Source organism: Turicibacter sp. KK003 (assembly GCF_037014675.1).
GTDB lineage: Bacteria > Bacillota_I > Bacilli_A > MOL361 > Turicibacteraceae > Turicibacter > Turicibacter faecis.
Genome location: NZ_CP142738.1, coordinates 1 through 22212, shown reverse-complemented (window position 1 = coordinate 22212; position 22212 = coordinate 1). Strand labels below are relative to the sequence as shown.

Sequence of the window (22212 nt, the reverse complement as noted above, 5' to 3'; positions counted from 1 at the left end):
CACTACTATATCTTGCCCCTCTTATTTTCGTCAATCAAAGAGATAAAGACTGATACATTGTTCCTAAACTTCCCCTTAATTTCACATCAATCTGAAATCATTTGACACGTTTTATTCTTCCTCAAGATGCCGGTCATCTACAATCGAAAGAATCTCATCAATATAATTAATATTTTTCCTATAATCTTTTTTAAAAATAGAACTAAATAAGACGTCTAACATATATTGCATCGCAATGTGTGAAGAAAAATGAGAAATACGATTCTTAAAATCTTCTCGATCACTTAAATATAATCGGTTCTTAATCGCACCATTTGAAGTTGTATTTCCTATCCGACCTACTAAAATCATTTCGACTTTATTTCTACTCAACATCTCTATAATATCCGGTAAAAAGACAGCTCTCCCCGAATAAGAAAGTAACATAGCCACATGCTTACTATTAGATGCTGCTGCTGTATATCGTTGTTCATAAAAAGATTTTGGACAATTGACAACGCGTCCAATTGTCCTCATTTTATCTTGAAAATTCTCCGCAATATTTAAATTGTGAGCATAGGTATAAATATCAATAACATCCGCCACATGCAATAAATTAACACACCTCTCTAGCATGTCCACATCAATAGAATGGAACGTGTCCCTCACAGTAGCCTCGTACAAATCTAACAAACGTTTAGCAACCATAGCATGATTATCTGTTTCTAAAAACGGAAAATTCGCATCAATAGATTTATCCTTTGTACCCAGTGATAAATCTTGAATCAACTTTAACTTTAGTCCATTATATCCATCAAAACCTAACTTTTTACAAAAACGGTGAATCCCCGATTTTGAAATAAAAGTCTGATTAGCCAGTTCCTGAATAGATAATTTTTGAATTAACCTTTTATTCTTTATAATAAATTGTGCCAATTGGTACTCGGTCGGCGTCAACCTATCGCAACACTTAACCATATTCTCAAAAGTCATTCCATCACCTTCTCCTAAAAATTAAAAAAAGGAGTTACATAACTCCATTAATGATTACTTATGATACGGTTCATTATGATTAATACGATATGCTCGATACACCTGCTCTAATAAAATCAATTTAAAGAGTTGATGGGGAAAGGTCATCTTTGAAAAGCATAACTTATAATTTGCTCGCTTCTTCACCTCGTCAGATAGGCCCAAAGATCCACCGATAATAAAGGCTACATTACTCTCCCCTCTTAAGGCTAACTGGCTTAACTGTGTTGCAAATTGCTCTGATGTTTTCATTTCCCCCTGTAAATCCATAGCGATAACATACATATTATCTTTTACCTTATTTAAAATTAGTTTTCCTTCCTTCTCCTTAATCAATTCCATCTCCCGCATAGAAGCCTGATCTGGCGTTTTCTCATCTGGAACCTCAACCATTGTTAATTTACAATATCTTGATAATCGCTTTGAAAACTCATCAATTCCTAACTTAATATATTTCTCCTTAATCTTACCAACAGAAATAATCGTAATATTCATAACATAACGCCTCCAATTTGCTCCTAATACTATTTAAAAGCAAGTTCTCTCTCCTAGAAATCCTCTTCGTCTTCAATCATCATACCCTCTATAATTTTATACACAGCCTCCTGCTTGCAATAATCACAACTATGACTAAGCTCCACTTCCACCAAAATAGGCAGCTTTCCATACTCATCTAAATATCGATCCATTGCCTCTTCAATATGTTCTAAACAACTATACATAAAACCCCTCCTATTATAATTGAATAACCTTAGATGGTTGCATCGGATATGTCATATACAAATTTAAACAATCCAAATTAATATTTTCTTCTCGTAACACATGTCGGACCGTCATCATAGCCAAATCAGGTAAATTCGCCTCTTGACTCAAATGGGCTAAATAAATATGTTTTGTTTTATCCCCGATTAACTGACTCATCGCATAAGCCGAATCTTCATTTGATAAATGGCCGCAGTCATCTAAAATACGTTGCTTTAAAGCCCATGGACGATTACACATCTGAAGCATCTCCACATTATGATTCGTCTCCATAATATAAACATCCGCATTACCGAGGGTTTTTAAAATATCTCCTGTAATATATCCTGTATCAGTCACATAAACCAGTCTCTTATCTTCCTGTTGAATCATATATCCAACAGGATCAACCGCATCGTGAGAAATTCGGAAGGGCATCACAGATAAATCGCCTAGCTGTATCCACTGATCTTTTTCGACGGCCATCGTTTGTTCTACATCAGGTTTAATAATTTTTTTTCGATACATTTCCTCAATTGTCTTCTGTGTTGCACATACGTTTAACTTCCATTTTCGTGTACAAACACCAACACCTTTAATATGATCACTATGTTCATGAGTAATCAAAATATGCTCTATTTTATTTTCATCAAAACCACTTTGTTTAATTAATTCCTGTAACTTTTTTAAAGATAAACCATTATCTATTAAAATTGCCGTTTGGTCGGTTTCTATAATTGTCGCGTTTCCTACACTGCCGCTTGACAACACACAGATTTTCATTCTATCACCCGATTTCAACACATTTTTCTTAATGATTCATTTTAACATTTTTATTCCGTTTAATCTAGTCCTACGCTAAAAACATTCTTTTCCTCAAAAAAAGGAGCTTTCGCTCCTCCTTTAATCTCTATTTAATTACCTCAAGATTACGCATATATGGACGTAAAGCTTCCGGAATTACGATGCTTCCATCTGCTTGCTGATAATTTTCAATAATAGCGGCAACCGTACGACCAATTGCTAAACCTGAACCATTTAATGTATGAACAAATTCAGGTTTAGCCTTCGCATCGCGACGGAACTTGATGTTAGCGCGACGTGCTTGGAAATCTTCAAAATTTGAACAAGAAGAAATCTCTTTATACGCATGATAAGATGGCAACCAAACCTCAATATCATATGTTTTTGCTGCCGAGAATCCAATATCTCCTGTACATAACTCAATTACTCGATAAGGTAACCCTAATAATTGTAATACTTTCTCAGCATTAGCCGTTAAACTTTCTAACTCTTGATATGAATCTTCTGGCTTAACAAACTTCACTAATTCTACCTTATTAAATTGATGCTGACGAATAATTCCTCGTGTATCTCGTCCCGCTGATCCAGCCTCAGCACGGAAACATGGACTATAAGCTGTATATTTAATCGGTAACTGTTCACCATTTAGAATCTCATCGCGGTGTAAATTTGTAACCGGAACCTCTGCTGTTGGGATAAGAAAATAATCTGAATCTACTAGCTTAAACGCATCTTCTTCAAATTTAGGTAATTGTCCCGTCCCTGTCATACTCGCACGGTTCACAATAACCGGAGGTAAAATTTCCGTGTATCCATGATCTCCCGTATGTAAATCTAACATAAAACTAATTAAGGCACGCTCTAAACGCGCTCCTAATCCTTTATAAACCGCAAAACGACTTCCCGTGATTTTCCCAGCACGTTCAAAATCAATAATATCTAACTCAGTAACTAAATCCCAGTGAGCTTTTGGTTCGAAATCAAAATGAGTTGGCTCTCCATATTTACGAATTTCTACGTTATCATTTTCATCTTTCCCAATAGCAATTGTTCCACATGGAACATTTGGGGTAATTAATAATAAATTTTTAATTTCTTCATCAATTTGACGTAATTTTTCATCTAATTCTTTAACTTTTTCACCAACACCATTCATTTGTGCAAGTAATTCAGACGCATCCTTTTTTTCACGTTTATATTGACCAATTAATTTTGATACCTCATTACGATTTGATTTTAATTGTTCAACCTCTAAAATAATATTTTTACGTTGCTCGTCTAATTCAGTGATTTTATTTAAATAACTGAAATCACCACCGCGTGTCCCTAAACGCTCAATCGTGCCTTGTAAATCTTCTCTTACTCGTTTTAAATCTAACATCGATATTCCTCCTATAAGCTCATTTGATTAGTTAGTTCAAACGCAAAAAAGTCCCGTCCCCTGACTTAGGGACGAGACTTAACCCGCGTTGCCACCCTAGTTGCTTATCAACAGATTCATAACAAATCATTTGATAAAACCACTTGTAAAGATAACGGTTAAACCGTGAATGAATACTAAATTTCTTCATTCCACTCCTAGGTTGATTCCTTATTACTTACTCTTCAGTTTCCACCGACCACTGACTCTCTAGGCAATAAAAGTAAAAAGTACTAATCCTAATCAATGCTTTTTTATTTAATTGTACTATAGCACTAAGACCTTTTTTTGTCAATATTAGTATATTAATTGTATTATATTATATACCTCTTTAACACAAATTATTTCTTTTTTACTATTCTGACTCTGGTTTATTGTCTAACTCTGCTCCTTCAGCAACCTTTTGGACTTCTTCACTAACTAGTTGTGACTCGTCAGACTCCTCATGTTCAACAATTGCAACACTAGACACTAATTGTTCATCAGTTAGTCGAATTAATTTTACCCCTTGTGTTGCACGGCCAGTTTGTGAAATTTGTTGAATTGGTGTTCGGATAATAACCCCTTTATTTGTTACAATTATTAGATCCTCATCCCCATTTACAGCCTTCATGGCCACTAATGTTCCGTTTTTATCCGTGATAGTTAACGTTTTAACACCTTTTCCACCACGTTTTGTTTTGCGATATTCTTTAATTGAAGTTCGTTTACCAAATCCGTTCTCTGTTACTACAAGAATTTCTTGGTCCGTTGTGACCATTTCCATTCCAATTGCAACTTCATCTTCCTCTAAGAAAATACCTCGAACACCAGCTGCTGTACGTCCCATTGGACGAACCTCAGTCTCATCAAACCAAACAGCTTTTCCACCACTAGAAGCAATAATAATATCATCTTGTCCAGATGTTTTTCTTACCCCGATAAGTTCATCGTCTTCCCTTAACGATAGGGCAATAAGACCATTCGTTCGGATATGTCCAAAGGCCGATAAAGTAGTACGTTTTACGACACCAAATCGTGTAGCAAAGAATAAAAATTCATCATCATTAAATTCTTTAACTGGGATAATTGCACTAATGTATTCATCCTGCGCGATTTCAATAATATTTACAATAGGTAATCCCTTAGCCGTACGCCCGTATTCCGGAATCGTATATGCCTTTTTCTGATAAACTTTTCCCTTACTTGTAAAGAACAGTAAATGATCGTGGGTAGATGTTGATAATAATTCTTTTACATAATCATCATCATGCGTCCCCATTCCTTGGACCCCTCGACCTCCACGATTTTGAGATCGATACGTTGATATCGGTTGACGTTTAATATATCCATTATTAGTCAAGGTGATAATAACTTGTTCCTCTGGAATTAGATCTTCATCTTCAATATCAAAATCAGAACCCCGAACAATCTGAGTGCGACGCTCATCACCATGTTTTTGCTTAACTTCAAGTAATTCTTCACGAATGATTGCATGAACACGTGATTCATTCGCCAAAATATCTTTTAAATCAGCAATTAAAACGACTAAATTTTGATATTCATCTTCTATTTTACCTCGTTCTAATCCTGTTAAACGGCGAAGGCGCATCTCTAAAATAGCTTTCCCTTGACGTTCCGATAAAGAGAATTCTGACATTAATGAATTTAACGCTTCTTCATCATTAGAAGAACCACGAATGATTGCAATAATTCGATCAATATGATCCAAAGCAATACGTAATCCTTCTAAAATATGAGCACGATCTTCGGCCTTATCCAAGTCGAATTTTGTACGACGAACAATAACTTCTACCTGATGTTTAATATATTCTGAAATAATCTCTTTTAGGTTCAATACTTTAGGCTGCCCATCGACTAAAGCTAACATATTAATACCGTAGGAAACCTGTAATTGAGTTAACTTAAATAAATTGTTTAACATCACCTGTGGATTAACATCTTTACGCAATTCAATAACAATACGTGTTCCTTCACGATTCGATTCATTTCGTAAATCCGTAATCCCATCTAAACGCTTTTCCTTAACTAACTCAGCAATTTTCTCAATTAAACGTTCACGATTAACCTGATAAGGAATTTCAGTTACTAAAATAGAATATTTGCCACCATGACCTTCAACGATTTCACATTGAGAACGAATCATAATTGATCCATTTCCTGTTTCGTAAGCTGAACGAATTCCTTTCGTACCTAAAATTAGCGCACCTGTAGGTAAATCAGGCCCCTTAATAAACTGCATCAAACCCAAAATATCAATTTCAGGATTGTCCATATAAGCTAAACAACCATCAATAACTTCCGATAGGTTATGAGGTGGAATATTCGTGGCCATACCGACTGCTATCCCGGTTGTCCCATTAACTAGTAGACTTGGAAACCTTGCCGGTAACACAACAGGTTCTTGTTCCTCACCATCAAAGTTAGGTTGGAAATCAATCGTATTTTTATTAATATCCCGCATCATTTCCATTGCTAATTTCGACATTCTCGCTTCAGTATAACGCATTGCGGCCGCTCCATCGCCATCAATCGAACCAAAGTTACCATGCCCATCAACTAAAGGATAACGATAACTAAAATCTTGTGCCATACGTACCATCGCATCATAAACAGATGAATCGCCGTGAGGATGGTACTTAGCGATAACATCCCCAACAATACGGGCAGACTTTTTATATGGTTTATCACTGTGCATTCCTAAGTCATTCATCGAATATAAAATTCGACGATGAACAGGTTTCAATCCATCACGAACATCTGGTAGAGCACGTGATACGATAACACTCATCGCATAATCAATAAAAGAGGTTCTCATTTCTTTAGCAATATTATGCGGTTTTACTTGGTCATATCCAGACATTTTCGTTCCTCCTGATACTATCTATTGCTTTGAATTAGAAATCTAAATTTGTCACATATTTTGCATTAGCATCGATAAATTCTCGACGAGGTTCAACACGATCACCCATTAAAATATCAAAAATTTCATCTGCTTCAACAGCATCTTCAAGAGTAACCTGTAATAATGTACGCACCTCTGGATCCATCGTCGTCTCCCATAACTGTTCAGCATTCATCTCTCCAAGACCTTTATAACGTTGGACATTTGGACGTGGCGTTGGTGACAATGTTTCCATAACCGCATCAAGCTCCTCAGGTGAATATACATACTCAATTCTTTTCCCTTGTGTAACCTTATAAAGTGGTGGTTGAGCAATATATACATACCCTTTTTCAACTAAAGGTCTCATATATCTATAAAAGAACGTTAATAATAGTGTTCGAATATGGGCTCCATCAACATCGGCATCGGTCATAATAACTACCTTATGATAACGGGCCTTTTCAATATCAAATTCATCCCCTACTCCAGTTCCGATGGCATGGATCATACTCTTAATCTCATTATTTGCATAAACTTTGTCGATTCTGGCTTTTTCAACGTTTAATACCTTTCCTCGTAGTGGCAAAATGGCCTGAAACTTATTATCTCGTCCCTGTTTTGCCGATCCACCCGCTGAATCTCCCTCGACTATAAATAACTCAGAAATTTGGGCATCGCGCGATTGACAATCGGCTAGCTTACTCTTAAATCCAAGAGATTCTAATGGCGATTTACGACGAACCATTTCACGGGCACGCTTCGCCGCCATTCTTGCACGCGCCGCCATCAATGCCTTATCAATAATAATCCTTGCCGCTTGCGGATTCTCCATTAAAAATCGTTCAAAACCTTCTGAAAAAATATTATCCGCAATACGACGAACTTCGCTATTCCCCAGTTTTGTTTTAGTCTGTCCCTCAAACTGAGGATCTGGGTGCTTCGCTGAAATAATTGCCGTTAATCCTTCCCGAATATCCTCACCGATAAGGGCATCATCGCTCTTTAACAAATTCAATTTTTTAGCATAACTATTGATAATACGTGTTAATGCCGCACGGAAACCAGCTTCGTGAGTCCCTCCCTCATGTGTATTAATATTATTCGCAAATGAATAAATATTTCCCGCAACACCCGTATTATACTGCATTGCAATTTCAACGCTAATTCCATCGCGCTCACCTTCAACATGAATGACCTCGTCGTGAATTACTTCTTTATTTTTATTTAAGAAGCGAACATATTCACTAATACCGCCTTCATAGTGAAATTCATGACGTTGTGGTTTATCAGACCTTAAGTCCTCTAGTGTAATCTTTAATCCTTTATTTAAAAATGCTAACTCACGAATACGATTGCGCAAGATATCATAGTCATAAACTGTTGTTTCTGTAAAAATAGTCGGATCCGGCTTAAATTTAACCTCTGTCCCCGTTGAATCAGATTCACCGATAACATGCAACTCATCAATTGGTGTCCCCTTTTCAAATTGTTGAAAATATTTTTTACCGTTACGGTTTACCGTTACCTCTAGATGTTCAGATAAGGCATTAACAACTGAGGCCCCTACACCATGTAATCCCCCAGAAACCTTATATCCTCCACCGCCAAATTTTCCTCCAGCATGAAGTACCGTATAAACCGTTTCAACAGTCGATTTCCCTGTTTGCTTATGAATATCTACTGGAATTCCCCGACCATTATCTTTTACAATTATCTCGTTATTTTCCGTAATAGCGACATTGATTTCTGTACAATAACCCGCTAAGGCCTCGTCAATCGAGTTATCTACAATTTCCCAAACTAAATGGTGTAATCCACGGCCACTCGTTGAACCAATATACATTCCTGGTCTTTTACGAACCGCCTCTAAACCTTCTAGGACTTGAATATTACTTGCATCATACTGTTGTGTGTTCGTCATTTCCTGCGTCATTCATATCACCTATCCTAATCTTTGCATTATTAATCGTAAAAATATCAGCTAATTCAATCATAAATTTATCAATTCCGTCAATATTTGTTGTCGTAATAAAGGTTTGTACCTTATTTTTTATCGTATTTAGTAATTGAGTTTGACGAACATCATCTAACTCACTTAAAACATCATCCAATAATAAAATAGGATACTCATTTAAAACAGAATAAATCAACTCAATCTCGGCCAATTTCATCGATAATGATGCTGTTCTTTGCTGACCCTGTGATCCAAATTGATGAGTATTTACCCCATTAATTGAAACACCGAAATCATCACGATGGGGACCTAAACTAGTTGATCCTAATTGAATATCCTGATCATACAACTCTTTATATTTTTTTAGCAATACTTCTTCGCTTAACTCCAAGTTCTTAAATGAATTTATATAGTTTAAACTAATATCCTCTAACTGGTTAGAGATTTCTCCGTGAATTTCCTTTGAAAACAACTCTAGTTTATTTAAAAAATCAATGCGGCTATTTAGCACATAAATAGCATGTGGAACTAATTGTTCAGTAATAACATCTAAAAGCAAATCATCCGTACGATTCAATCGTAATTGCTTTAATAACTCGTTTCTTTGCTTTAATAACTTCGAATATTGGCCTAAATGAAATAGATATGATGGTGATAACTGCCCAATCTCCATATCCATAAATCGACGACGATACTGGGGACCACCCTTAACCAAGGATAGATCTTCTGGGGCGAACATTACAACGATCAACTTACCTACATAATCACTTAACTTCTTCTGGTCAACTCCGTTATAACTCGCCTTTTTCCCCTTTTTAGAAATAACTAAGGATAATTGCAACCTATCACGTTCACGGGTAATATCAGCCTCAATACGAGCAAAATCCTCATTAAATAAAATGAGTTGAGAATCCTTACTCGTCCGGTGTGATTTAGTCGTCGATAAAACGTAAATTGACTCAATCAAACTTGTTTTCCCCTGTGCGTTATTTCCAATAATAATATTAATATTTTTTTTAAACTCGACAGTAGCCTGTTGATAATTTCTAAACTGCTTTAATGATAATCGATTAATAAACATTAATCTAACCCTCTATTTCTGGATTAAAATAATAAACTCACCAAACTCTTCAATGGATACAATATCACCCGGATATAGCTTTCGACCACGACGATTATCTTGTTCACCGTTTATAAAAACCGGGATTTCTTCTAAAAAGAATTTTACACTTCCGCCGCTTTCAATTAAATTCTCATACTTTAAAAACTGACCTAGTGTAATATATTCACTTGTAATAAAAACTTCAGTTTGCATACTAATCACCTTTTTCTTTCTATATATATTATAGCATAATTGGTAACTTTTTAACACGATAAACCGTCCTAAAAAAACTCTCAAATCCACTGATTTTAACGCCTTTTCTCCACTTTTCCCTATATAAAAAAAGGGGATTTTTATCCTCATCTCTAACGTTTCTAAAAAGTATGTTTATTACTAAAGAATTTCCTTGATTCCCCCTCCCAGAGATGTCCACAACTATATTTTAAAACGAAAGTTTTATGACACTAAAATGCATACTCTAAATAAAAAGAGGATTTAGTCGCTCAATGGCGTCCTAAATCCCCACATTAGTCCTCACTAATTTGTGAAGACTCTAAAACTTTTTTTAATTTCTTTTTAAAATCTGGCCTTGGCATCATTAAAACTCTCTCACAGTGACAACACTTGATTTTAATATCAGCCCCTAAACGAATAACTTGCCAACGATTAGTTCCACAGGGGTGCTGTTTTTTCATTTCAACAATATCATTCAAACCAAATGATGCATTATTCACTACTGTGCCCCTCCTTCATTCTTCTGATAAATTACCATTTTAGAATATGGAATCTCAATATTATGCTGGTCAAAAGATTTTTTTATTAATCGACGTAACTCACGTTGAATATGCCATTGTTGTAATGGTGAAACCTCTGCTATCATTCGAATAACAATTGCTGAATCAGCTAATTCTTGTACACCTAAAATTTGTGGCAACTGTAAAATAGTCTCATATTTATCAAAAGCGTCTTGTGCTACACCCTCTAATACTAAAATTGCTTGATCAATATCGGCCTCGTATGCAATGCTAATATCCAACACGGCTTGTCCATTTGAAACCGAGTGATTAATCACCTTACCTATATTTCCATTAGGAATAATCACAATTTCCCCGGTTAAGACACGAATCTTTACAGATCTTAATCCAATTTCTGTTACTGTTCCTGTATTCCCGTCAATTTCTACAAAGTCTCCTACTGAAAATAGGTCTTCAAAAATGATAAAAAATCCCATCGTAATATCATCTAACATACTCTTTGCGGCAAATCCAATTACAACAAAGAAGGCACTGGACGCAATTAATAAATTTTGAAGTGGAATAAAAATAGATACTAACCATAGAATCAAAACAATATTAACAGTATATCGCCAAATATTTAAAGACAGGCTTTCAAATGTTTCTTTTCGTCTCTCTGTTCCCCCAGTAACCTTCTGAATACGTTCAACATTTACAGCAAAGGCTTTTTTTAACATGTTCTTTCCAAGCCTTCTTATAACTGACATGATTACACAAACTAAAATTACACTAATAATTTTGAATCCCACGTTAATTAGTAACTCGTTTAATTGTTCCTTCGCAAAAAAATTCTGAATTCTATCAGCAAGTGCTAGAGAAATAGCAAAAAACGGATTTACTTTTATTATATCTGGACTAAAAAACAAAAAATTCAATTAACTTCCTCCTCATTTACTCTAATCCCATCATCTCCAGTAATCTATTTAAATCATCCATTGTCATATAATCAATAATAATTTGGCCTTTACCATTTTTTTCTTTAAGTTTAACCTTTGTTCCAAAATAAGATTTTAAATTAGATTCGACATATTCTAGGTGCGGATTTACTATTTTTTTTATTTTCTTCTCTTCTGCCGGATGTGTAATTCCAATTTCTTTTATTAAATCCTCTAGTTCACGAACCGAAATTTGTTTTTCTTTAATAATATTTACGAGCTTTAAGACTAACTGTTCATCCTTTAATCCCGCTAAAACTTTACCGTGTCCCACCGAAATTACACCATTTTCGATTTCTTCCTGTACCGATTGTGGTAATTGTAATAAGCGCATCGTATTGGCAATATAAGCACGGCTTTTCCCTAAACGTTCTCCCAATCGTTCCTGTGTTAGGTCTAACTTTTGGATTAGTAAACGATACGCCTCTGCCTCTTCAATAGCTGTTAAATCCTCGCGTTGTAAATTTTCAATTAATGCATATTCCATCATCAAATGATCATTAAATTCACGGATAATAGCCGGAATAGTCTTTAATCCTGCCTGTATGGCCGCTCGAAAACGTCTTTCTCCAGCGATAATTATATAACCTTTTATGTCTTTTTTCACAATAATTGGCTGAAAAACACCATGTTCTTTAATTGACATGGCTAATTCTTTAATTTTTGTTTCATCAAAATATTTACGTGGTTGATATGGATTAGGTCTTAAATCACCGACTTCTAATTGATGAATAACCTCTCCCTCTTTTACCTGTTCAAAAGACTCTAGGCTTTCAATGTCATGTTCTTGAAATAGTGCACCTAATCCTCTACCCAATCTATTCGCTGACATTATTTTTCACCACCTCTTTAGCTAAATCTAGATAAAATTGAGCTGCTGTTGATTTCTGATCATACGCAATAATAGACTTACCAAAGGATGGCGCCTCACTCAATCTAACTAAACGTGGAATAATTGTATTAAATACCTTTTCTTTAAAATATAGCTTAACCTCATTAATCACATCTAGTCCTAATCGTGTTCTACGATCAAGCATAGTAAGAAGTACACCTTCAATCGATAAATTTCGATTCAGGCGGCGTTGAACAATACGAATTGTATTTAATAATTGTGTTAATCCCTCTAACGCATAATACTCACATTGAACAGGGATTAATGTGGAATCCGCTGCTGATAATGCATTGATTGTTAAAAGACCTAATGATGGTGGACAATCGATAATGATATAGTCGAAATAATCCTTTACCTGATCTAATTTAGGTAATAACTTAAATTCACGGTCTTTTTCCATAACAATCATAGATTCAAATCCTGCTAATTCTTGAGACGAGGGGATTAAAAATAAATTTTCCTCATTCGTTTTTAAAATTACTTGACTCGTTGGTGTCTCGTCCACCAGTAAATCAAAAACCGTTAACTCAGCGTCTCCTTTATAAACACCAATACCTGTAGAGGCGTTAGCTTGGGGATCCATATCAACAAGTAATACTTTATGACCCAAGTAAGCCAAGGATGCTGATAAGTTAATACTAGATGTCGTCTTACCAACTCCACCTTTTTGGTTCGTTATAGCGATAATTTTCCCCATATTAACCCTCCTAAAGTCATACTTGCTAATATTTTACCACGAAATGATAAGTTATGAGAAATAAATTTGGAACTTAATCAGTAAATTTTGGGTTTTATAAAGGTACACATTATACCCAATAAATATTATTTCCAAACATGCTATTTTTATGAAAAAAATTGGTTTTTCCCGCCTTAAAATATCATCTAATTATTGCTGGTTATAGTATTAAAAGAAAGTTCCTGTGGATAACAAAAAGATTTTATCCACACCTGCCCAATAGAACCCTCGTTCACTGTTATTTAATAACAAAAAAAAGGGGCCTATGACCACAGACCCCTTTAGGTTCTATAATATTTAGTGTTGCTGATTAAGCAGCACTTTTTTCATAGGATAAAAAAAAAGAGACTTCAAGTCTCAATCCTGTTACAATGTTATCGACTAAAACAATATTGAAAGGATAAGATTTAATGTCTCACTCATATTTTACTAGAAAACTTTTAAATATTAAAGATAAAAATATTACATTTTCAGAAGATTATCTTGAGGAAGTGAAGTTGAACGGAATTACTAGCTTTATCTTTAAAGGTATTCTTACGTATCAACCGACTCATTGTCAAAAATGCGGAACCCTATTTGATTCAAAATTTAAGAAGCATGGATTTAAAACCTCTCGAATTGTCATTCCAAAAGTCTCTCTTCACGATACCTACTTAGACCTAAAAAAACAGCGTTATTATTGTGGGCATTGCCAGTCTACTTTTACACTAAGTACTTCAATTGTTGAAAAGAACTGTTACATTTCTTATCATACGAAACACGCCATTGCTTTAGAGGCCCAAAATAAAATTTCTGAATGTGATATCGCACGTCGCCATCAGGTCTCTCATTCAACCGTCAATCGAATCATCCATAGCTTTTATGAATCTCAAACCTTAAACCTTAATTATTTACCTGAAAATCTCTGTTTTGATGAATTTAAATCCGTTAAGTCTGCTGAGGGGCATATGTCTTTTATTTTTTGCGATGCTGACTCAAAACAAATCATCGATATCGTTGAAGATCGTCGTTTAAACTCCCTTCAAGCTTATTTTAAACGATACACAAAGGAAGCACGTCATCGAGTAAAAAATATTGTGATTGATATGTACGCTCCTTACATCAGCCTCATTAAGGATCTTTTTCCTCATGCCCAAATTATCATTGATAAATTTCATCTCGTTCAACATCTCTCTCGTGCACTGAACAAAACTCGAATCCGATTCATGAAAAAGTTCAAAAAGCATGGTCGTAAATTCAAACGTTATTGGCGCTTATTTTTAAAATCTCACGCTTTACTTAATACCACCACTTATCGATCAGTTTACTGCTTTAAACAACCCATGCGTGAAATTGATATCTTAAACTTTCTACTTGATTTATCTCCTGAATTAAAAGCAACCTATGATTTATATCAAGAGTTACTTTTCGCTCTTCAGACAAAAAACTTAAAACGATTTAATCATTTACTCGAAACGGAACATCCGCTTGTTTCTCCTGAGTTTCAAACGGCTTTCCAAACCTTTAAAACTTATCAATCCTATATTAAAAATACACTCTCAACTCATTACACAAATGGTCCCATCGAAGGAATTAATAATAAAATTAAGGTCATTAAGCGTATTGCCTTTGGATATCGTAGTTTCTATCACTTTAAATCTCGTATTCTCATGGTTCAAAATCTAACAAAGCCTAAAACGAAAATCCTAGCAGCATAGCTACTAGGATTTCGATTTGAATTTTCGTTGTAACAGGTTACAAATTAATCAGCAACACTATTTGACAAAGAACCCCCCTTTACTGCTTACGCTTAGGTAAAGAAATTTTAATAACATAGGAATCGTCTAATTCCTCAGTTTCGTGATTTACCCTCATCCCAGTTTTTTCAACCATCATAATAGCCTGTTTAAAGGTATTCATAGCAATTCGACAGTCTCTTGGCATACGAGAAATAGTCTTGGCTTTCACTGGTTTTTCCTTTGGATTTAATGTCTCGTCTATTAAGCGTTCTGTTTCCGAGACATTTAAATCCTTCTCTATAATTTTTTGCAATAATTGCTCTTGCAATTGAAAATCCTTTACTGTCAATAGCGCACGTGCGTGTCGTTCTGTAATATTACGCTCCAAAACTGCCTGTTGCACCGCTTCACCTAAGTTTAATAAGCGAATTTTATTCGCAACAGTCGACTGAGATTTCCCCATCTGTTTCGCTAGAGTGGCCTGCGTAATACCATGTAACTCAATCAATTGTTTATATGCCATAGCCTCCTCAATAGCCGTTAAATCCTCACGTTGAATATTTTCAACGATTGCAATTGATGCTGATTGGCGATCATCATAATCCCTTATAATAGCTGGAACTTTTTCCAAACCTATTAGCTTTGAGGCACGATAACGTCTTTCCCCAGCAATAATTTCATAACCGCCTTCAAATTGACGAACAACTATAGGTTGAATTACTCCGTGTTCTTTAATCGATTCCGATAACTCAGAAATCTTTTCATCATTAAAGATATTTCGTGGTTGATATTTATTTGGAATAATTTTCGCAATAGGTAATTGAATAACTTCATCCTTTGGTTGGTTACGAGAATCATCCCTTAAAAATATATTAAACACCCTGAATCCCCCCTTATAATAACAGTTAAAAATCACTCTTAATATTTAAATTATAGCTTATTTTTCTGCTTTTTTCTAGGATTTCTATAGCTTTACCCTGGCCCATGACATTTAAGCCTATTTTAATGGTTTATTTTTAATTTGACCATAAGCCCTAGGATACTTATTAGGTGTTTTTTTGTGTTTTTTTGTATAAATATTAGTGCGTGATCCCGCTTCCTCGGGTAATTCTATTTGTTTAACATCAATAATCTGTACACCTAAAGTTTCGAGTGCCCGCTTTGACTCTATTAACTCATCTTCACCTGTTTGTCCCTTTAAGGCAATAAAATATCCCTCTTCTTTAACCAATGGAACACACAACTCGGAAAGAATGTTTAATCGCGCAACCGCACGGGCAGTTACAATATCAAAGGACTCCCTATGACGACCTGCATATTCTTCCGCCCTAGAATGATACGCCTGAATGTCTTTTAACTTGGTCTCGTTGATAACATGATTTAAAAAGTTAACTCTTTTTCCTAGCGAATCGACCAAATCCATTTTTAAATGTGGGAATACAATTTTTACAGGCAATGCTGGAAATCCAGCCCCAGATCCGACATCACATAGTGTTCTACAATTTCCAATCTCCTCAAACATCAAGAAGCCAATTAAGGAATCATAAAAATGCTTTAAATAAACTTCATTAACTTCAGTAATTCCTGTTAAATTCATTTTTTCGTTCCACTCTACTAATAATTCATAATATCGGTGCAACTGCCATTTTTGTTCTTCGCTTAAATCAATACCAAACTCTTTTAGTCTACTGTAAAATTGTTCTGGTGTCATAAAAAACCTCTCCTTAGCCCAAAAGAGTTAAGAGATCCTTTCCCTTAACTCTCAATTTATATTTTTACTTATTAAATCTTCCAGATTCAATATAAACCATTAAAATTGAAATATCCGCTGGATTTACTCCCGAAATACGGCTAGCCTGTCCAATTGTTAATGGACGTACATCTTTAAGTTTTTGTTTCGCTTCTATAGCAAGATTTGGAACATCATCGTAGTCAATTGAAATGGGGATTTTCTTTTCTTCAACCTTACGCAATTTTTCTACCTGTTGAAGAGCCTTATTAATATATCCTTCATACTTAACCTGAATTTCAACTTGCTCAATAACTTCTTTAGAAATATCCACATTTTTTTCATCGATAAGGTTGTGGATATGTGTGTAAGTTATTTCAGGGCGCTTTAATAAATCAATTGCTGTAATCCCATCTTTCAGTGGAGAAGAAGGAATACTTAATAAATACTCATTAGTATTTCCCTTCGGAGTAATTTTAATCATCGATAAACGTTCTTTTTCTAATGCGATAGCTTCTTTCTTATTTAAGAATTTTTTATACTTTTCTTCACTTACCAATCCAACCTGGTAACCATACTCTCTTAACCTCATATCTGCATTATCATGACGTAATAACAAGCGATACTCCGCGCGAGAAGTTAATAAACGATAAGGTTCTAATGTCCCTTTTGTAACTAAATCATCTATTAAAACCCCAATATACGCCTCACTTCTTTTCAAGATTAACGGGTCTTTCCCTTGAATTCGTAATGCGGCATTAATTCCTGCCATAATTCCCTGACCGGCCGCCTCTTCATAACCACTTGTTCCATTAATCTGCCCTGCAGTATACAAATTTTTTACTAATTTCGTTTCTAGAGATGGCCATAATTGCGTAGGGTTGATGGCATCATACTCAATCGCATAGGCATATTTAACAATTCGACAATTTTCAAGTCCTGGTATTGTTCTAATCATTTTTTCTTGAATATCACGTGGTAAGCTACTTGAAAATCCCTGAACATAGATTTCAGGAATATGTTTACTTTCAGGCTCTAAAAAAATCTGATGTCTTGGTTTATCATTAAAACGAACTATTTTATCCTCAATTGAAGGACAATAACGAGGACCAACCCCTTCAACAGCACCTGAATACATCGATGAGCGTTCTAGATTTTCCATTATAATGTGGTGTGTATCCTCTCCAGTATAGGTTAAATAGCATGGAACTTGATTTTCTAACGGTAGGTGGTCAACGGTGTCGAAACTAAACGATCGAATGACGTTATCACCAGGTTGAATTTCAGTTTTCGAGAAATCAACACTATCCGCTGCTACACGTGGAGGGGTTCCTGTTTTTAAACGAAATAACTCAAAACCTAATTCCTTTAAATTATTTGATAAACCTAACGAGGTTTTTGCTCCGTCTGGACCACTTAAAGTGATTTCGTCACTAATCATTACTTTAGAATGCATATATGTACCCGTAGTAAGAATGACAGCTTTTGATAAAATCTTTTCTCCACTCTCTAACTGAACCCCTTTTACCTCTCCATTTTCGACAAGTAAGTTATCCACAATTTCTTCTATTACATCTAAATTTTCTTGGGATAAAACCGTCTTTTGCATTTCGCGTGGATAATCCACTTTGTCTGCCTGTGCCCTTAGTGCGCGAACGGCCGGACCCTTACCTGTATTCAACATTCTCATCTGAATATGTGTTTTATCCGTATTAACCCCCATTTCACCGCCCAGGGCATCGATTTCGCGAACAACAATTCCTTTTGCCGGTCCCCCAATAGCTGGGTTACAAGGCATATGACCAATGCGACTAATATCTCCTGTTATCATCAAGGTTTTACACCCCATCCGCGATGGTGCCAATGCTGCTTCAATACCAGCATGTCCTCCACCGACAACGATTACATCATATATCATCAACTTCAACTCCTTATACAAAGATATTTTTTCATTCAACGCAACTATTTCATTTTACCTCTAAATGTCGACAATAAACAAGAAAAAAGAATATATCCCCTACATAGGCGGCTTTTTATCCCTTTTTTTCAACGAAATACAACATTTTATTTCAAAAAATAAATTACTTAAGAATTGAGTTTAATGAATTTTAGTATAAAATAATTGTTTTTTTACGTTCACCCCTGCATAATATAAATATCTATATTTTATATCAAAAACATCCCCCTTAATAAAACGACATTTTTTATTAATTAAACATTTTTTATATGAGATAAAAAGAGTGATTACTCATATTTTATGAAGATTGTCCATAATCCTCTCAATATAGTACATAACTCACACCGCATATTTACCTAGAAAAACCACTCAAACTTCTATTTAACATTCATATAAATATCATCCAAAATCGATCCTTTTTAAATCCAAACAAGACTGTTGCCTCTTTTCGAGGGAGGTATAAATGAAATTAATCTTTTTTAAAATTAGATGAAGACGGAAGAAATGAAAGATACTTATACTTATTTATGAACTGATTATATTTCATGGTGCATTCAATTATTTTAATTTTTTTGATCTCACAACAACGATAATCATCAATTTTATGTAATTATAAAGCTAACCCCCTCATTTATCCACAAATCAAAAATGTGGATAAGTTATTATTTCTCCGTTTATTAAATCACCAACTTTATTTTACAATACGATTGTTACGTAAACCCAAACGATATATTTTTACTAACGGCAGATTTACCCGTAACAATAACTTCCCCTACAAGCTTGTTTTTATCAATTCGTTTTATTATTGATGATTTTTATTTTTATTATTCATTATTTTTATAAAAAAAAGAGCCAATTGGCTCTTTTTTTATTCTGTTCGAATTGGAACAATAAGTTGAATTGTCGTCTCATCGTACTGATCTCGAAGAATAAATGGATACATATCTCCGTTAAAACTCATAATTACGCTTGATTTATTGATTGCTTTAAGAGCATCCAAGATGAATAAAGCACTACAAGCAATTCTTAATTCTCCTCCTGAAATCATTTCCACTTGGACCTCTTCCTCAACCTTTCCAATTGCCGGATAGTTAGCTGTAATTAGCATTTTATTTTCATTAGGTAAAATATTTAATTTGACAACCTTCGATTCTTGATCACGGGCAATCAAGGCAGCACGGTCAAAAGCCTCATATAATTCATGATAATTAGCCTTAATCTCAATCCCAAATGTTGTAGGAACAAAATCTTTAGTTTCTGGATATTCTCCATCTAGCAATCTTGATTGAAAAGAAATATTTCCAATCTGGAAAAGTACCTGGTTATGTGCTAAGTATACGTCAATTGCATCATGCGAATCATCTAAAATTTTTGATAATTCAATTAAACTACGTCCTGGAATAACAATATTAAAAGGTTCATGCAGCTTATTTAGTGGAATTACTTTTTTTGATAAGCGGTAACTATCTGTTGCAATACACATCAGTTCATCAGCATCATACCTGAAGTTCACCCCAGTTAAAACCGGCCTGTTTTCAATATGTGCAGTTGAAAAAACTGTCTGTCTTATAATCGTTTTTAACAATTGTTTTTCTAAATGAATCGGGTTATCATGTTTAATCAGTTCAATGTTCGGATATTCCGAAACATCTAATCCATTTAAGGTATACTCACTACGTCCACATTTAATAATGACATAATGTCCCTCAAAGGTGCTAATTTCTATGATATCCCCATTTAATTTCTTTATAATTTCAATAAAATATTTTCCTGGGATAATAATTGATCCAATCGAGTCAATCTGTATTACTTGTGTATCATTAACCTCTAACGGTAAAAACGTATTAATTGTAATATCTGAATCACTCGTAGTTAGATATAATCCTTCTTCAGAAACAACAAATTTGATTCCCATCAATGCAGGAAGAGGTGTTTTTGATGGAATCGCCTTACTAATATAAGACAGTTGGGTTAACAATAAATGACGATCAATCTTAATTTTCATCTGAATCACTCCTATATAGTTATATATTATTGCTGTTTAATAATCTTTTTAGTAATAAAATTTGTGGATATAGGGGATAAGGCTATCAAACCAAATAATAACAGTATCAGCACCCTGTGTGTAATATGTTGATATTATGTTGATAAATTAGCCCTTCATCTTCAAACCCATGTGTATAACTTATGATAATGTTTGTTTTAAGTCACTAATAGCCTTCTTTAAATCCGTATTATCCTTTAACTCTTTTTCTATTTTTTCGCATCCATGCATAATCGTTGTATGATCCCGCCCGCTAAATGCTTCACCAATTTTAGGAAATGAACTACCCGTTAATTCCCGAGTTAAAAACATGGCCACTTGTCTTGCATAAGCAATATTTTTTTTACGTTTTTTAGATAAAATATCCGCAACAGATACGTCGTAATAAGCCCCAACCTCTTTAATAATGTTATTTACATCAACTTTTGATTTTTTTTGCTCAGCCCTAAATAAATCTCTTAATGCTTCATTAGCTAATTCAATAGTGAAATCTGAGTTATTAATTGTCGCATAAAAAATTAATCTTTTTAAAGCTCCTTCTAATGTACGCACATTACTGTTAAATTTACTTGCGATAAACTCTAACACCTCTTCAGGAAATTCCTCTAAATTAATATTCTCCCCGGCCAATTTTTTTTTCATAATTTCTATACGTGTTTGGGTATCCGGAATTTGAATATCTGCTTGTAATCCCCACTCAAACCTCGAAGTTAAACGATCCATAATATCCTTCAAATCTGATGCCGGACGATCCGATGTAATAACAATTTGCTTATTACTATTATACAATTCATTAAATGTATTGAAGAATTCTGTTTGAGTTTGTTCTTTTTTGGACAAAAACTGTATGTCGTCTATTAAAAGAACGTCGATATTTCGATATTTTTCTTTAAAAGATTCAAAATTATTATCTAATGTTGCATGACGGTAATCGTCAATAAACTTTTCAGAGGTACAGTATAAAATTCTCGACGAAGGATTATCATCTAAAATGAAATTTCCTATCGCTTGCATTAAATGGGTTTTTCCTAGTCCAACACCACCAAATATATATAAAGGATTCGCAACTTCCCCTGGTCGTTCAGCCACTTGAAGAGCAATCATGTACGCGAGTCGATTGCTTTTTCCAGCAACAAAACGATCAAAAGTGTATGTTGTATTTAAATTACCTCGATAATATTTTGGCAAATTAGGATCTGGCTTCGTTAAATCAAATGCCTGTTGATCATTTTTCACATAATCGGCAGTAATAAATTTAACATCATAATTTAAACCAGATACCTCTGCTATCATCTCTACAACTTCTTTTAAATAAAATTTATCTAGCATAAATTGTTCGTGATTGTTTTGAACAATAACGTACATTTTGTTATTTTTTATTTTATAAACCTTCTTAGGCGTGCTAAAGAACATATCAAAAGATTGTTGTGAAATATTTGACTTTAAACGATCAATAGCATCATCCCATATTCGTTGATATTTTTCCAC

The 22212-nt window shown here is 34.5% G+C and carries 19 protein-coding genes and 1 other annotated feature; of the genes, 1 reads left to right on the top strand and 18 read right to left on the bottom strand.

Annotation, left to right across the window (positions count from 1 at the left end):
• Nucleotides 1-111 precede the first annotated feature (111 nt).
• The 13 genes from VXM77_RS00095 to VXM77_RS00035 form a co-directional block, all read right to left on the bottom strand.
• On the bottom strand, nucleotides 112-972 hold the full coding sequence (locus tag VXM77_RS00095) for a MurR/RpiR family transcriptional regulator (RefSeq protein ID WP_338506494.1): 861 nt from the start codon (nucleotides 970-972) through the stop codon (nucleotides 112-114).
• A 54-nt stretch (nucleotides 973-1026) separates the two neighbouring features.
• Nucleotides 1027-1506, bottom strand: a complete 480-nt coding sequence (gene rlmH / locus VXM77_RS00090) for a 23S rRNA (pseudouridine(1915)-N(3))-methyltransferase RlmH (protein WP_338506492.1) — start codon at nucleotides 1504-1506, stop codon at nucleotides 1027-1029.
• A gap of 53 nt (nucleotides 1507-1559) precedes the next feature.
• On the bottom strand, nucleotides 1560-1733 hold the full coding sequence (locus tag VXM77_RS00085) for a CxxH/CxxC protein (RefSeq protein WP_161831454.1): 174 nt from the start codon (nucleotides 1731-1733) through the stop codon (nucleotides 1560-1562).
• Between the two features lie 13 nt (nucleotides 1734-1746).
• Nucleotides 1747-2535 (bottom strand): MBL fold metallo-hydrolase, encoded by a 789-nt coding sequence (locus tag VXM77_RS00080; RefSeq protein WP_161831452.1) that lies wholly within the window; start codon nucleotides 2533-2535, stop codon nucleotides 1747-1749.
• Between the two features lie 127 nt (nucleotides 2536-2662).
• Complete coding sequence (serS, locus tag VXM77_RS00075) at nucleotides 2663-3937, bottom strand: serine--tRNA ligase (protein ID WP_161831450.1); 1275 nt, start codon at nucleotides 3935-3937, stop codon at nucleotides 2663-2665.
• Between the two features lie 64 nt (nucleotides 3938-4001).
• Nucleotides 4002-4232, bottom strand: a binding site (T-box leader).
• A 99-nt stretch (nucleotides 4233-4331) separates the two neighbouring features.
• A complete protein-coding gene (gene gyrA, locus VXM77_RS00070) occupies nucleotides 4332-6839 on the bottom strand; it encodes a DNA gyrase subunit A (RefSeq protein ID WP_161831448.1) in 2508 nt (835 codons plus the stop codon).
• A gap of 34 nt (nucleotides 6840-6873) precedes the next feature.
• Complete coding sequence (gyrB, locus tag VXM77_RS00065) at nucleotides 6874-8796, bottom strand: DNA topoisomerase (ATP-hydrolyzing) subunit B (RefSeq protein ID WP_161831446.1); 1923 nt, start codon at nucleotides 8794-8796, stop codon at nucleotides 6874-6876.
• Entirely contained in the window at nucleotides 8762-9898 is a 1137-nt protein-coding gene (recF, locus tag VXM77_RS00060) for a DNA replication/repair protein RecF (RefSeq protein WP_161831444.1), read from the bottom strand. Before recF ends, gyrB begins: the two co-directional genes overlap by 35 nt.
• 12 nt (nucleotides 9899-9910) lie before the next feature.
• Entirely contained in the window at nucleotides 9911-10132 is a 222-nt protein-coding gene (gene yaaA / locus VXM77_RS00055; RefSeq protein ID WP_161831537.1) for a S4 domain-containing protein YaaA, read from the bottom strand.
• Nucleotides 10133-10446: 314 nt separating this feature from the next.
• Complete coding sequence (locus VXM77_RS00050) at nucleotides 10447-10653, bottom strand: DUF951 domain-containing protein (RefSeq protein WP_161831442.1); 207 nt, start codon at nucleotides 10651-10653, stop codon at nucleotides 10447-10449.
• The gene (locus VXM77_RS00045) at nucleotides 10653-11588 is read right to left on the bottom strand and encodes a mechanosensitive ion channel domain-containing protein (protein ID WP_237658889.1); all 936 of its coding nucleotides are present in this window, start codon (nucleotides 11586-11588) and stop codon (nucleotides 10653-10655) included. The genes VXM77_RS00050 and VXM77_RS00045 overlap by 1 nt, the downstream gene beginning before the upstream one ends.
• A gap of 16 nt (nucleotides 11589-11604) precedes the next feature.
• Nucleotides 11605-12480, bottom strand: coding sequence for a ParB/RepB/Spo0J family partition protein (locus tag VXM77_RS00040; RefSeq protein WP_161831440.1), 876 nt, complete (start codon nucleotides 12478-12480; stop codon nucleotides 11605-11607).
• Nucleotides 12467-13237: an AAA family ATPase gene (locus VXM77_RS00035; protein ID WP_161831438.1), complete on the bottom strand. Its 771-nt coding sequence runs from the start codon at nucleotides 13235-13237 to the stop codon at nucleotides 12467-12469. Before VXM77_RS00035 ends, VXM77_RS00040 begins: the two co-directional genes overlap by 14 nt.
• A 449-nt stretch (nucleotides 13238-13686) precedes the next feature.
• Between VXM77_RS00035 and VXM77_RS00030 the strand changes: the two genes are divergently transcribed.
• Nucleotides 13687-14973: an ISL3 family transposase gene (locus VXM77_RS00030; protein ID WP_289461271.1), complete on the top strand. Its 1287-nt coding sequence runs from the start codon at nucleotides 13687-13689 to the stop codon at nucleotides 14971-14973.
• 79 nt (nucleotides 14974-15052) lie between these two features.
• Here VXM77_RS00030 and noc read toward each other — a convergent pair whose 3' ends face one another.
• The 5 genes from noc to dnaA form a co-directional block, all read right to left on the bottom strand.
• On the bottom strand, nucleotides 15053-15874 hold the full coding sequence (gene noc, locus VXM77_RS00025) for a nucleoid occlusion protein (RefSeq protein WP_161831436.1): 822 nt from the start codon (nucleotides 15872-15874) through the stop codon (nucleotides 15053-15055).
• 117 nt (nucleotides 15875-15991) lie between these two features.
• Nucleotides 15992-16705, bottom strand: a complete 714-nt coding sequence (rsmG, locus tag VXM77_RS00020) for a 16S rRNA (guanine(527)-N(7))-methyltransferase RsmG (protein WP_161831434.1) — start codon at nucleotides 16703-16705, stop codon at nucleotides 15992-15994.
• Between the two features lie 64 nt (nucleotides 16706-16769).
• Entirely contained in the window at nucleotides 16770-18641 is a 1872-nt protein-coding gene (mnmG, locus tag VXM77_RS00015; protein WP_338506485.1) for a tRNA uridine-5-carboxymethylaminomethyl(34) synthesis enzyme MnmG, read from the bottom strand.
• 907 nt (nucleotides 18642-19548) lie between these two features.
• Nucleotides 19549-20685 carry a DNA polymerase III subunit beta gene (gene dnaN / locus VXM77_RS00010; protein ID WP_161831430.1) on the bottom strand — a complete coding sequence of 379 codons (1137 nt, stop codon included), beginning with the start codon at nucleotides 20683-20685 and terminating at the stop codon, nucleotides 19549-19551.
• Between the two features lie 180 nt (nucleotides 20686-20865).
• Nucleotides 20866-22212, bottom strand: a complete 1347-nt coding sequence (dnaA, locus tag VXM77_RS00005; protein ID WP_161831428.1) for a chromosomal replication initiator protein DnaA — start codon at nucleotides 22210-22212, stop codon at nucleotides 20866-20868.

What these genes read in the sequence shown, in the direction of transcription:
- VXM77_RS00095 (WP_338506494.1), bottom strand. Translation starts at nt 972, where the DNA reads ATGACTTTTGAGAATATGGTTAAGTGTTGCGATAGGTTGACGCCGACC.
- rlmH (WP_338506492.1), bottom strand. Translation starts at nt 1,506, where the DNA reads ATGAATATTACGATTATTTCTGTTGGTAAGATTAAGGAGAAATATATT.
- VXM77_RS00085 (WP_161831454.1), bottom strand. Translation starts at nt 1,733, where the DNA reads ATGTATAGTTGTTTAGAACATATTGAAGAGGCAATGGATCGATATTTA.
- VXM77_RS00080 (WP_161831452.1), bottom strand. Translation starts at nt 2,535, where the DNA reads ATGAAAATCTGTGTGTTGTCAAGCGGCAGTGTAGGAAACGCGACAATT.
- serS (WP_161831450.1), bottom strand. Translation starts at nt 3,937, where the DNA reads ATGTTAGATTTAAAACGAGTAAGAGAAGATTTACAAGGCACGATTGAG.
- gyrA (WP_161831448.1), bottom strand. Translation starts at nt 6,839, where the DNA reads ATGTCTGGATATGACCAAGTAAAACCGCATAATATTGCTAAAGAAATG.
- gyrB (WP_161831446.1), bottom strand. Translation starts at nt 8,796, where the DNA reads ATGACGCAGGAAATGACGAACACACAACAGTATGATGCAAGTAATATT.
- recF (WP_161831444.1), bottom strand. Translation starts at nt 9,898, where the DNA reads ATGTTTATTAATCGATTATCATTAAAGCAGTTTAGAAATTATCAACAG.
- yaaA (WP_161831537.1), bottom strand. Translation starts at nt 10,132, where the DNA reads ATGCAAACTGAAGTTTTTATTACAAGTGAATATATTACACTAGGTCAG.
- VXM77_RS00040 (WP_161831440.1), bottom strand. Translation starts at nt 12,480, where the DNA reads ATGTCAGCGAATAGATTGGGTAGAGGATTAGGTGCACTATTTCAAGAA.
- VXM77_RS00035 (WP_161831438.1), bottom strand. Translation starts at nt 13,237, where the DNA reads ATGGGGAAAATTATCGCTATAACGAACCAAAAAGGTGGAGTTGGTAAG.
- VXM77_RS00030 (WP_289461271.1), top strand. Translation starts at nt 13,687, where the DNA reads ATGTCTCACTCATATTTTACTAGAAAACTTTTAAATATTAAAGATAAA.
- rsmG (WP_161831434.1), bottom strand. Translation starts at nt 16,705, where the DNA reads ATGACACCAGAACAATTTTACAGTAGACTAAAAGAGTTTGGTATTGAT.
- mnmG (WP_338506485.1), bottom strand. Translation starts at nt 18,641, where the DNA reads ATGATATATGATGTAATCGTTGTCGGTGGAGGACATGCTGGTATTGAA.
- dnaN (WP_161831430.1), bottom strand. Translation starts at nt 20,685, where the DNA reads ATGAAAATTAAGATTGATCGTCATTTATTGTTAACCCAACTGTCTTAT.